The organism is Bradyrhizobium sp. MI1.10, from assembly GCF_055811035.1.
In genome coordinates, this window is the sequence record NZ_JBVVPN010000013.1 from 180,459 (window position 1) to 192,050 (window position 11,592).

The 11,592-nt window shown below is 64.9% G+C and carries 15 protein-coding genes; 9 read left to right on the plus strand and 6 right to left on the minus strand.

The window, feature by feature from the left end; genetic code table 11:
• Positions 1-23: 23 nt before the first annotated feature.
• Entirely contained in the window at positions 24-1,217 is a 1,194-nt protein-coding gene (locus AC0L3K_RS16195; RefSeq protein WP_473366346.1) for a CaiB/BaiF CoA transferase family protein, read from the plus strand.
• Between the two features lie 125 nt (positions 1,218-1,342).
• On the opposite strand, the gene AC0L3K_RS16200 is transcribed toward AC0L3K_RS16195, so the two are convergent.
• Positions 1,343-2,107, minus strand: a complete 765-nt coding sequence (locus AC0L3K_RS16200; protein WP_354127352.1) for an SOS response-associated peptidase — start codon at positions 2,105-2,107, stop codon at positions 1,343-1,345.
• Positions 2,108-2,170: 63 nt separating this feature from the next.
• Here AC0L3K_RS16200 and AC0L3K_RS16205 point away from each other — a divergent pair, with 63 nt between their 5' ends.
• The 4 genes from AC0L3K_RS16205 (at position 2,171) to AC0L3K_RS16220 (ending at position 4,263) form a co-directional block, all read left to right on the plus strand.
• Positions 2,171-2,671, plus strand: a complete 501-nt coding sequence (locus tag AC0L3K_RS16205) for a hypothetical protein (protein ID WP_007594889.1) — start codon at positions 2,171-2,173, stop codon at positions 2,669-2,671.
• 18 nt (positions 2,672-2,689) lie between these two features.
• Positions 2,690-3,124: an NUDIX hydrolase gene (locus AC0L3K_RS16210; protein WP_354127353.1), complete on the plus strand. Its 435-nt coding sequence runs from the start codon at positions 2,690-2,692 to the stop codon at positions 3,122-3,124.
• A 209-nt stretch (positions 3,125-3,333) separates the two neighbouring features.
• Positions 3,334-3,711, plus strand: a complete 378-nt coding sequence (locus AC0L3K_RS16215) for a TIGR02301 family protein (protein WP_007594891.1) — start codon at positions 3,334-3,336, stop codon at positions 3,709-3,711.
• A 285-nt stretch (positions 3,712-3,996) separates the two neighbouring features.
• The gene (locus AC0L3K_RS16220) at positions 3,997-4,263 is read left to right on the plus strand and encodes a hypothetical protein (protein WP_007594892.1); all 267 of its coding nucleotides are present in this window, start codon (positions 3,997-3,999) and stop codon (positions 4,261-4,263) included.
• A 93-nt stretch (positions 4,264-4,356) separates the two neighbouring features.
• On the opposite strand, the gene AC0L3K_RS16225 is transcribed toward AC0L3K_RS16220, so the two are convergent.
• From AC0L3K_RS16225 to AC0L3K_RS16245, 5 genes are all read right to left on the minus strand, one after another.
• A complete protein-coding gene (locus AC0L3K_RS16225; protein WP_007594893.1) occupies positions 4,357-4,674 on the minus strand; it encodes a cupredoxin domain-containing protein in 318 nt (105 codons plus the stop codon).
• A 10-nt stretch (positions 4,675-4,684) separates the two neighbouring features.
• Positions 4,685-5,218 (minus strand): DUF4142 domain-containing protein, encoded by a 534-nt coding sequence (locus AC0L3K_RS16230; protein ID WP_219678664.1) that lies wholly within the window; start codon positions 5,216-5,218, stop codon positions 4,685-4,687.
• 90 nt (positions 5,219-5,308) lie between these two features.
• A complete protein-coding gene (locus AC0L3K_RS16235; protein WP_473366347.1) occupies positions 5,309-6,013 on the minus strand; it encodes an RNA polymerase sigma factor in 705 nt (234 codons plus the stop codon).
• Between the two features lie 105 nt (positions 6,014-6,118).
• Positions 6,119-6,988 carry a sulfurtransferase gene (locus AC0L3K_RS16240; RefSeq protein WP_473366348.1) on the minus strand — a complete coding sequence of 290 codons (870 nt, stop codon included), beginning with the start codon at positions 6,986-6,988 and terminating at the stop codon, positions 6,119-6,121.
• A gap of 168 nt (positions 6,989-7,156) precedes the next feature.
• A complete protein-coding gene (locus AC0L3K_RS16245; RefSeq protein WP_473366349.1) occupies positions 7,157-8,491 on the minus strand; it encodes a dihydroorotase in 1,335 nt (444 codons plus the stop codon).
• Positions 8,492-8,592: 101 nt separating this feature from the next.
• On the opposite strand from AC0L3K_RS16245, the gene ygfZ reads away from it, so the two are divergent.
• The 4 genes from ygfZ to AC0L3K_RS16265 all read left to right on the plus strand — a co-directional run bounded on the left by ygfZ (position 8,593) and on the right by AC0L3K_RS16265 (position 11,359).
• The gene (ygfZ, locus tag AC0L3K_RS16250; protein WP_473366350.1) at positions 8,593-9,474 is read left to right on the plus strand and encodes a CAF17-like 4Fe-4S cluster assembly/insertion protein YgfZ; all 882 of its coding nucleotides are present in this window, start codon (positions 8,593-8,595) and stop codon (positions 9,472-9,474) included.
• Positions 9,471-10,097: a DNA-3-methyladenine glycosylase I gene (locus AC0L3K_RS16255; protein WP_007594906.1), complete on the plus strand. Its 627-nt coding sequence runs from the start codon at positions 9,471-9,473 to the stop codon at positions 10,095-10,097. The genes ygfZ and AC0L3K_RS16255 overlap by 4 nt, the downstream gene beginning before the upstream one ends.
• Positions 10,094-10,708, plus strand: coding sequence for a YfbR-like 5'-deoxynucleotidase (locus AC0L3K_RS16260; RefSeq protein ID WP_007594908.1), 615 nt, complete (start codon positions 10,094-10,096; stop codon positions 10,706-10,708). The genes AC0L3K_RS16255 and AC0L3K_RS16260 overlap by 4 nt, the downstream gene beginning before the upstream one ends.
• Positions 10,709-10,852: 144 nt before the next feature.
• The gene (locus tag AC0L3K_RS16265; RefSeq protein WP_007594910.1) at positions 10,853-11,359 is read left to right on the plus strand and encodes a tyrosine phosphatase family protein; all 507 of its coding nucleotides are present in this window, start codon (positions 10,853-10,855) and stop codon (positions 11,357-11,359) included.
• Positions 11,360-11,592: the final 233 nt, after the last annotated feature.

The window sequence follows — 11,592 nt, forward strand, 5'->3', positions numbered from 1 at the left end:
ACCACAACAAAAGGGAGAGCGACGTGACGCGACCGTTCGAGGGCGTGAAGATCCTGGACTTCACGCAAGTGCTGGCAGGCCCCTATGCGAGCTACCAGCTCGCGCTCCTGGGCGCCGACGTCATCAAGGTCGAGCGGCGCGAGGGCGAGGACATGCGCCACACGCCGCTCAGCCGCGAATGGGCGGAGCGCGGGCTGGCGCCGGCGTTCCAGGCCATCAACGGCAACAAGCGGAGCCTGACGCTCGATCTGCAAAAGCCCGATGCGATCGCGATCGTGAAGAAGCTCGCCGCGCAAGTCGACGTGGTCATGGAGAATTTCCGCCCCGGTGTCATGGACAAGCTCGGCATCGGCTATGAGGCGCTGTCCGCAATCAATCCAAAACTGATCTACTGCGCGGTGTCAGGCTTCGGCCAGACCGGCCCGGATCGTCTGCGCCCCGGCTATGACGGCAAGATGCAGGCGCTGTCCGGCATCATGGCGATCACGGGCCATCCCGAAACCGGCCCGACGCGTGCGGGCTTTGCCGTGTGCGACGTGCTGTCGGGCGCGACCGCTGCGTTCGGCGTGTCGAGCGCGCTGTACCAGCGAGATCGCACCGGCAAGGGCCAACTCATCGACGTCTCCATGCTGGAGGCAACGATGGCGTTTCTGTCGGGGCAGATCGCGGACTTCTCGGTCGCGGGCCATCGCCAGCAGCTGTCGGGCAATCAGGCCGTCAGCCGCAGGACCACGGCGAATTTGTTTAGATGCGGCGACGGTCACATCCTGCTCGCCGTCAATAACGAGAAGCAATATCGCGCGCTGATGTCCGCGCTCGGCCGCGAGGACACGCTGTCCGATCCGCGCTTCGCCGACTGGTTCGCCCGCAACGAGAACGAGCCGGCCCTGCGCGCCATCATCGAAGCGGCGCTCGCGGCCAGGCCGGCGCGCGAATGGGAGACAATCCTGGAGGATGCCGGCGCGCCCTGCGCCAGCATCTGGAAGGTCGAGGAAGTCATCGACCATCCGCAGATCAAGGCGCGCGGCGCAATCCAGCAGCTCGATACGCCCTACGGTCGCCTGCGCTTCGCCGGCAGCGGCTTCAAGCTCGCGCATGGCGGCGGCAGGCTCGACCGCATGGCGCCGGAGCTCGGTGCGGATACGGACGCGGTGCTGGGCGAGCTGGGATTTGACGCGGCGGAGATCGCGGGACTACGGGCGAAAGACATTGTGTAGGGCTGCCGCAAACTCCGCTGCCGTAGGGTGGGCAAAGGCGCAACGCGCCGTGCCCACCACCTATCCGCTTCTTCGGTGCGCAATGGTGGGCACGCTTCGCTTTGCCCACCCTACGGCGCCAGTGTTCAGAACAACGACCCCTGCCCGTCATCCGCCGAGCCGGCCGCGGCCTTCCGCACCGCCCGCTTCGGTTTCGCGGCCTCTAGCTCCGCTTCCATCTCCTCCGCGCTGATCGGAAGGAGCAACTGGTCGTCGTCGTTGGCGACGCGGTTGACGCGGGTGGAGACCGGGTGCCAGGCGAATTCGCCGATTTGCGGCGCGGTCATCAGCGGCAACACGGCATCGACGTCATCGCTGCGGCTGTCGAGCCAGCGCTCGAAATCGCGCGGGCTGATGGTGACGGGCACGCGGTCATGCAGCGTGGCGAGATCCTCGCCCGCCGCCGCCGTGACGATCGCGACCGTGTCGAGCTCCTCGCCGTTCGGCCCGACCCAGGTCTCGAACAATGCGGCAAAGCCGAGCGGCGCGCCGTCGACGCGATGGATGAAGAAGGGCTGCTTGCGGCCACCCTCCGCCTTCCATTCGTAATAGCCGTCGGCCGGAATCAGGCCGCGGCGCCGGCGGATCGCGCGTTTGAAGGCGGGCTTCTCCAGCACCGTCTCGGAACGGGCATTGATCAGGAGCGTAAATCCGCGGGGATCCTTGACCCAGCCCGGCAACAGGCCCCAGCGCATCAGGCGAAAATGGCGCGCGCCGTTCTCGGCCAGCACGACCGGAATCGGTTGCGTCGGGGCCACGTTGAACCGGGGCGGGAAGTTCGGCTGCTCAATGTAGCCGAATAGTTGCCGCAAAGCCGCGGGGGCCGAAGTTATGACGAAGCGTCCACACATCCTTGAGGGCCTATATAGGGTCCGTTCAGGTCCTTTTAACCCCGAACGTTAACACTGCGGCAGATGAGCTCAACGGTCTCCCAGCCGGCGCGAATGCATGGACAGACGGCGCCCGAGGCCGCGGCCTGGGCCGAGCGGCTGCGCGTGGCCAACATCAACCCGCGGACCGGGCTTGCCACCGACTATCTCAACCATTTCAATGAAGCCGTGATGCTGCTGGAAATGGTGCCCGACATGCCGGAATGCGCGGAAGATTTTCTGACCTGGTCGCCGCTGTCCTATGCCGAGCATTTCACCGCCTCGAATTTCAAGGCCCGGGATCTGGCGATCGAGGCCTACGAAAAGGCCGACCCGAACGTGCGCGCCCAGTTTGACCACCTCACGGACACCATGACCTCGATCCTGACCGCGGTCGGCTCGGCCATGCGCGAGGTCGAGAAGGACACGACCCGCGTTCGCCTCGCCGAGCAGGCCGCCCAGTGGGTCAGGCCGCTGATAGCGGCCTGCGGCGGCATCATCAATGGCGGCGCTGAAGCCGACGTCGACAATATCATGGCGAACTGAGCTCGAGCAGGTGAAGTCATGGCTGCGATCGTTCAGCCGACCCGTCCCCAGATCGCGGTCAGTGCCGCGATTTTTCGTGACGGCAAGGTGCTTCTGACCCGTCGTGCACGCTCGCCGGCAAAGGGGTTCTATTCGCTGCCCGGCGGCCGGGTCGAGTTCGGCGAATCGCTGCACCAGGCGCTGGCGCGCGAGATCGACGAGGAGACCGGGCTCGATATCGACATCATTGGCCTCGCGGGCTGGCGCGAAGTGCTGCCGGCCGCGGCTGGCGCCGGCCACTACCTGATCATGTCCTTTGCCGCCCGCTGGGTGGCCCGGGAGCCGGTTCTCAACGACGAGCTCGACGACTTCCGCTGGATCGCCCCGGAGGCCCTGGCGAGCCTTGGCGACCTCAAGCTGACCGGCGGGCTGGAAGAGGTCATCCAGTCCGCCGCGCGCCTGATCGAGGCATAGGCAGCACGGCGAACTCCGCCGCACCTCTCCCGCTTGCGGGAGAGGTCGACGCGCGAGAGCGCGGCGGGTGAGGCCTTTTTCCTCTTGGGGGTGCTCGCCTGCGGAGATACCCTCTCCCCGACCCTCCCCCGCAAGCGGGGGAGGGAGCGCAACGCTCGCACGGCCCGGCGCCTTGCGTCCACCGCCCCGAGGAGGCATACACCCGGCCGATGTCGATGCGATTTCTGGCCATTTTTGCCCTGATTCTCGCCTGCGCCTCGGTGCCCACGAGGGCTCAGGACGGGGCAGCGCCGTTTGACGGCGATTTGCAGCGGCTGGCGGAGATCCTCGGCGGGCTGCACTATCTGCGCGGCATCTGTGGGTCCAACGAGGGCAACAAATGGCGCAGCGAGATGCAGGCGCTGATCGATGCCGAAACCCCCGCGGGCGAACGCCGCACCCGCATGATCGCCGGCTTCAACCGCGGCTATAACGGTTTTCAGCAGACCTACCGGAGCTGCACGCCGGCCGCGACGGTGGCGATCCGCCGCTACATCGAGGAAGGCGCGAAGATCTCGCGCGATCTCACGGCGCGTTACGCGAACTGAACTGCCGCCAATCACATCCAGACCTGTAAATTCCTCATCCTGAGGAGCGCGGAACGCGCGTCTCGAAGGATGAAAGGCCCGGCTGCAGCAGCGGGGCCTCTATGGTTCGAGACGCGTGCTTTGCACGCTCCTCGCCATGAGGTTGGGCATCGGGGAACCCTGTCATCGACTTTGTACACAGCCGTTAACCGTTCCTAAAGAAGTGGCCTAGCGGGCGTTAACCCGCGTGCTACACCTCTCGCACAGCGCATCGCCGTGGATTGCGCCCCAGCCCTGACGAGTTTCATGAGCCATCCAGTGTCCTACGCCCCCGCACGCGCGCCGCTGCCCGATCACGAGCAGAAACAGGCCGCACTGAGCTATCTCAACGAGGCCTGGGCCGAAGCGCGCCATGACGGCGTCGACGGCGACTGCCTGGCGCAGGCGAGCCTGTTCGCGGCCCTTGCCGAGCTGGTCGGCACCTATGGCGAGGACGCGGTGGCGAAGTTCGTCGAAGGCTTTCCTGGCCGCATCCGCAACGGCGAATTCTCGGTCGACATCTCCCGACAGTAAGTCTTTCTTCAGGCAGTAAGCCTTGCCGAAAACGCCCCCGCCACGCGGGCGGGGCCAGTTTCCGCTGCCGTCGGGAATGCGCTCCCCAACCCGTTACGGCTCGATCTTGAGCGTCGCTTTCATGTTGGGATGATAGCGGCAGTAATAATCGACCGTGCCTGCCTTCTTGAGGACCAACGTCCCTGATTTTTTCGCCGGCAAGTTGACGTCGAAATCGCCGTTCCTGGCCGTCGCGGTGTGGGCGAACACGTCCTTGTTGATCCATTCAATGGTGTCGCCGACCTTCGCCGAAGCGTCTTTCGGCGACACTTCGAGATTCTCCATCGTGATCTCTATGGTCGCGGCGTGCGCCGGGACGGCCAACGCCACGAGCAGGACCGCTGACGCGATCGCAGACAATCGTCCCGGCATCATCGCCTCCCTATTTCAGCTCCGCCGCGATGTGCTCGGCGTGCTGCTGATGGCCCTGGAAAATTTTCAGGCCGGTCTGCAGCAGGCTCTTCAGTTCGGCATTGCTGGCGGACGGAATGAGCTGGGTTTCCAGCGCGCCATTGACGGTTTTGTGGTAGGCGACCTCGTTTGCGACGTAGGCCTTGTCGAAGGCCGCACCGCTCAGCTTGTCCAATTCGGCGAGCTTCTCGCTCGCCTGCTTCGACAGCGCCTTGCTGGTGTCGTTGTCTTCAGGCGTGACGTTCAGCTTCTTGACCAGCGCGAGCGCCTGCTTGTTGACGGCCTCGTGGTCGCGCAGCATGTCGTCGGCAAACGCCTTCACGTCCTTGTTCTTGGCTTTCTTCTGCGCCTGCTTGGCTGCGTTGATGTCGATCACACCCGCGGTGTAGGCGATATGGGCGATCTGCGGATTGGTCAGCTTGTCGGCTGCTCTGGCGCCTTGCAGCAGCGCGGGGCTCGACAACAAAATTGCAGCGGCGATCGCCGTGGTCCAACGAACGAACATGGTTTGACACTCCTGTGGTGCCGGATGTTTTGCCGGCGCGTTGCTTCACAGGCGTTGGATGGAATTTTCGCGCGAACGTTCCCGAAAAATTCAGCCGCCGATGCCGAGCCGCTTCAGCACTGACACGGTCAGCCGCTCGCAGCGCCACCCGGCGAACGGGAACGCATCCATCACCACCGGACCGATCTCCTTCTCGACGTTCTCGCGCAACATGGTGCGCGCACGGTGCAGTCGCGTCTTCACGGTCTCGGGCTTGACGCCGAGCAGCTCGGCGGTCTCCTCGATGTTCATGCCTTCCATCACGCGTGCGACGAAGACCATGCGGAAGACATCCGGCAACTCATCGATGGCGCGCTCGACGACGCGCTGGATTTCACGTTGGGCCATGGTCCTTTCCGGATCGCCTGCGGGAGAAGCGGGAAATTTGATGATCTGCGCCTCGAGCGTCGCTTCGGGCACCGAGCCGAGCTCGACATGCGGCCTGGCGCTTCGCGCCCGGCCAAGCGCCTCGTTGATGGCGATGCGCGACAGCCAGGTCGACAGCCCGGACTCGCCGCGGAAGTCGTCGAGATGGGTGAAGGCGCGGATATAGGTTTCCTGAACGACATCCTCGGCTTCGCTGTCGCTGCGCAGAATTCCGCGCGCCAGACGATAGAGCCTGCGATTGTTGGCCTGCATGATCTCGCGTAACGCGGCCTCGTCACGGCCCCGCGCCCGCTCGACCAGTTCGGCTTCCAATGTCCGGATTTCTGAAGTCTTAGCGCCGGCGGACAGGCCGGCTGCGGTCCGTGGCATGGCGGTCACCTGCTTGTTTGGCTTCGTTCCGGACATTGGATGCCGCCCCAAGGGAAAGGTTCCCAAGTTTCTGTCCTTCCCCTGGGGGAGAGACCAGGGAATGTCCTAATCCGTCTCGATCGGCAGCGCCGGATCCTTCGCCCACTCCCCCATCGAAGCATCGTACAGCGTCAGCTTGTCATAACCGAGCTGCGTCAGCAGCAGCAAATCGATCGTCGCCGAGATGCCGCCACCGCAATATAGGATGACATTCTTGTCGCAGGTGACGCCTGCCGCGGCGAATTTGGCTTCGGCATCGGCGAGCGTCGTCAGCGTCTTGTCGGCATTGGTGAGAACCGCCGCGGGAACGTTGACGCTGCCGGGAACCCGGCCGGGCCGCCCATAGCGGCTCGGCTCGAGGCCGCGATGAAATTGCGGACCGAGCGCGTTGACGATAACAGTCGCGGGATCGCCGAGCCGTACCTTCACTGCATTTTTGTCGACGAAGAAGCCTCCGCGCGGAGTGGCCTTGAAGGTCGTGGCCGGATAGCCCTTCGGCGCGCCTGTCTCGACCGGCCGCCCCTCTTCCTTCCATTTGTCGAGGCCACCGTCGAGCACCCGCGCGTCAACGCCGAGCGAGCGCAGCATCCACCAGAACCGCGTCGACCACATCATGGTGCCGATGCTGTAGAGCACGACGGACTTGGACGCATCGAGGCCGTGGCGGCCGAAGGCGGTCTCCAGCTGGGCCACGTCAGGCATCATGAAGAATTGCTGCGCAGAGGCGTCGGAGAACTCGCCTTGCAGGTCGAGAAAATCGGCGCCTGGAATGTGGCCGGCCTCGAACGTCTTGTCGCCGGGCACGGCGCGATAGGGCACGTCGCTGCCCGGCGGCACCGGCTCGTTGTAGGTCGTGCAGTCGTAGAGGCGGAGATTGGGATCGCCGAGTATGGCGGCGAGTTGCTCGGTGGTGATGAGGGGTGTCGGTTGGGACATTCATTCCTCCCTCGGCGTCGTCCTGGCGAAAGCCAGGACCCATTACCACAGGATCAAGTTGTGGCGCGCAAGTGTTGGCCACCAGTCTTCGCACAAGATGCAGTCGGGGTAATGGGTCCTGGCTTTCGCCAGGACGACGCCGGGAGTGCGGAACGCTTGTGCCGCTCCCTACTGTTTCAACGTCTCCAGAAACCGCACCGGCTCACCTTGCGAGGCCGTCACGAGCTCGCCCTGCCACATCACGCGGCGGCCGCGGATGAAGGTGCCGACGGGCCAGCCGGTGACGCGCAACCCGTCATAGGGGGTCCAGCCGGCCTTGGAGGCCACCCATTTGTTGGTGATGGTCTCGCTGCGCTTGAGATCGACGACGGTGAAGTCGGCGTCGTAGCCGGCGGCGATGCGGCCCTTGCAGGCCATATTGTAGAGGCGCGCGGGGCCGGCGCTGGTGAGATCGACGAAACGCGCCAGCGACAACCGACCCGCATTGACGTGATCGAGCATGAGCGGCACCAGCGTCTGCACGCCGGTCATGCCGGAGGGCGAGGCCGGATAGATCTTCTGCTTCTCTTCGAGCGTATGCGGGGCATGATCGGAGCCGAGCACGTCGATGATGCCCTGCTCGATGCCGCGCCAGATCCCGGCGCGATGATCGGCGCCGCGCACCGGCGGATTCATCTGCGCCAGCGTGCCGAGCCGCTCGTAGCATTCGGGCGCCACCAGCGTGAGATGATGCGGCGTCGCCTCGCAGGAGGCGACGTCTTTGTGGTCGCGCAAAAATTCGATCTCTTGCTTGGTCGAGATGTGCAGCACGTGGATGCGCTTGCCGGTCTCGTGCGCGAGCTTGACCAGGCGTTGCGTCGCCATCAGCGCCGCGGTCTCGTCGCGCCAGACCGGATGCGAGCGCGGATCCCCCTCGATGCGCAGCGGCTTGCGCTCGTTGAGGCGGTATTCGTCCTCGGCATGGAAGGCGGCACGGCGGCGGATCACCTGGAAGATGCGGCGCAGGCTTTCGTCATCCTCCACCAAGAGCGCGCCGGTCGAGGAGCCGATGAACACCTTGACCCCGGCGCAGCCCGGCGCGCGCTCCAGCACCGGCAGGTCCTGCACGTTCTCGCGCGTGCCGCCGATGAAGAAGGCGAAATCGCAATGCATGCGGTGATGGGCGCGCTTCACCTTGTCGGTGAAGGCGGCTTCCGTCACCGTGAGCGGTGACGTATTCGGCATCTCGAACACGGCGGTGACGCCGCCCATCACGGCGCTGCGCGAACCGGTCTCGAGGTCTTCCTTCTGCTCCAGCCCGGGCTCGCGGAAGTGCACCTGCGTGTCCATCACGCCGGGCAGGATGTGCAGGCCCTTGCAGTCGATCACCTCCGCGGCGGAAGCCTGCGACAGGGTGCCGATCTCGGCAATGCGGCCGTTGACGACGCCGATATCGCGGGCTCCCTCGCCGTCCTGGTTGACGACAGTGCCGCCCTTGAGGATCACGTCGAAACGCTGGGTCATGGCTGAAGGCCTCTCTCGTCCCCAAGCGCAGGGCTTGAGGTCTTGTCGTTTTTGCCTTGCGGGCTTACGTTCCGGAGCAACATGTCGCAAGAGATTTTCGTATGAAATCAGCGTTTCTTCCGGACCGGGGCGTGATCAAGGTCGCGGGCGAGGATGCGCGCAACTTCCTCAATGGCCTCGTCACGACCGATGTCGACAAGCTGAAGCCGGGCCTCGGCCGATTCGGCGCGCTGCTGACGCCGCAGGGCAAGATCATCGTAGATTTCCTGATCACGGAAGCGCCTGCCGGCCATGGCGGCGGGTTCCTGATCGATTGCCCGAAGCCGCTTGCCGACGGCCTCGCCACCAAGCTGAAATTCTACAAGCTGCGCGCCAAGGTCACGGTGGAAAACCTGTCCGACGATCTCGGCGTGCTCGCGGCCTGGGACGGCAAGCCTGCGGCCCAGCCCGACCTCGCCTTCGCCGATCCGCGCAATGAAGACCTCGGCACCCGCATCCTGATCCCCGAAGATCTCAAACATAAGCTGTCCGATCTGATCGGCGCCGAGCTCGTCGACGCCGCCGCCTACGAGGCCCACCGCATCGCGCTCGGCGTGCCGCGCGGCGGGCTCGATTTCACGTACAGCGATGCGTTCCCGCACGAGACCAACATGGACCGTTTGGCCGGTGTCGATTTCGACAAGGGCTGCTATGTCGGCCAGGAGGTCGTCTCGCGCATGCAGCATCGCGGCACCGCCCGCACCCGCAGCGTCAAGGTACTGCTCGCGGACTCCTCGCCTGAGCCCGGCGTCAGCATTCTCGCCGGCGACAAGCCGGTCGGCACGATGGGCTCGTCGGCGCAGGGCAAGGGTATCGCGCTGGTGCGCATCGACCGCGTCGCCGATGCGCTCGACGCAGGACAGGCGCTGACTGCCGGTGGCCTCGCTGTGAGGCTAGCGGAACCTGAAATCGTCCGCATTCCGACGAAGCAACCCATCGCATGAGCCGTGCTCCACGCTTGCATCCCGACGGAAAGACGCGTTGCCCCTGGCCCGGCGAGGATCCGCTCTACGTCGCCTATCACGACACCGAATGGGGCGTGCCGGAATATGACGACCGCGCGCTCTATGAGAAGCTGATCCTCGACGGTTTCCAGGCCGGCCTGTCCTGGATCACGATCCTGCGCAAGCGCGACAATTTCCGCAAAGCCTTCGACGATTTCCAGCCGGAAAAGATCGCACGCTACAACGAGAAGAAAGTTCACGCGCTGATGAACGATGCCGGCATCGTGCGTAACAAGGCCAAGATCGACGGCACAATATCAAGCGCGAAATCCTATCTCGACATCATGGAGAAGGGCCCCGGCTTCTCGAAATTCCTGTGGGACTTCATGGACGGAAGGCCCAAGGTCAATCATTTCAAGACCACCGCGAGCGTACCGGCCTCGACGCCGCTCTCCACGCAAATCTCCAAGGAGCTGTCCTCGCGCGGCTTCAAATTCGTCGGCCCGACCATCGTCTATGCCTTCATGGAGGCGACCGGCATGGTCAACGATCATCTCGTCGACTGCCATTGTCACGCGAGCTGCGGCAAGACGCAGCGCAAGCCGCGCCTCAAGTCCAAATGACGGCCAGGAAGTCGTCACCCGATGTGGCGTCTCGTGCCTGGCAGCGCATGCTGTCGGGCCGGCGGCTCGATTTGCTCGATCCCTCCCCGCTCGATATCGAGATCGCCGACGTCGCGCATGGGCTGGCGCGTGTCGCCCGCTGGAACGGCCAGACCATCGGCGCACACATCTTCTCGGTCGCGCAGCATACGCTGCTGGTCGAAACCGTGATTCGGCACGAGAACCCGCGCGTGGATCTGCGCGTGCGGCTTGCCGCGCTGCTGCACGATGCGCCCGAATACGTGATCGGCGATATGATATCGCCGTTCAAGGCCGTGCTCGACGGTCATTACAAGGCAGTCGAAAAACGCCTACTCGGCGCCATCCACATCCGCTTTGGCCTGCCGCCGGTGCTGCCGGAGGAGATCACGTTGGCGATCAAGGCCGCCGATCGCGGCGCGGCCTATCTGGAGGCGACGACGCTCGCCGGCTTCAGCGAAAGCGAGTCCAGGCGCCTGTTCGGCCGCGATCCGGGCCTGCCCGACAGCGTCCGGCGCGACTATCTCACCCCCTGGACGGCTGCCCGGGCCGAGAAGCAGTTTCTGGAGCGGTTTGGCGCCGTGTTTGCGTGAACCCTATCCCTTCGTAGGGTGGGCAAAGCGAAGCGTGCCCACCAAACTGGTGGAGATGCGCAGTTGCGAAATGGTGGGCACGGTGCGATGCGCCTTTGCCCACCCTACGGGCGCTCGCTATACTCGCCGCCAAAAAGGTCCGCCATGATCCACGTCTGTTCCCTCGCCGCCCTTCCCGAAACCGTCCGCCTCACCAAGGCCAGCCACGTGCTGACCGTGATGGCCAATGTCGAGCAGGTGGCGCGGCCGGTGTCGGTGCTGCCGGCCAACCATCTCAAGGTATCGATGGACGACATCACCGAGGAGATGGACGGCTTCGTCGCGCCATCGGAAACGCATATCGAGCAGGTGCTGAACTTCGTGCGCAGCTGGGACCGCGACGCGCCGCTGGTGGTGCATTGCTATGCCGGCATCAGCCGCTCCACCGCGAGCGCCTTCGCCGCCGTGTGCGCACTCAATCCGGATCGCGACGAGACCGAGATCGCAAAGAAGATTAGAGCGGCTTCCCCGATCGCCTCGCCGAACCGCCGCATCGTCAGCCTTGCCGACCGTGCGCTGGGACGCAACGGCCGCATGCTGCGCGCACTCGACGAGATGGGCCCGGGCGCGATGATGGTCGAGGGCCGCCCGTTCGTGATCGAGCTCGAATGACAGTTGCGCACCACAGCAGAGGTGTGCTCCCTCTCCCGCTTGCGGGAGAGGGGTGGGGAGAGGGTATCTCCGCATCGGGACAGTCCCCTAGAGGAGAAAGCCCTCACCCCGCGCTGCGCGCCCCCCCCACCCCCCCCCCCCGGGGGGGGGGGCCCCCCCCCCCGCCCCCCCCCCGCCACACAAGTGACTACCATAGAAAAACAACACCGCAACCCCAGCCCCACGACCCCATA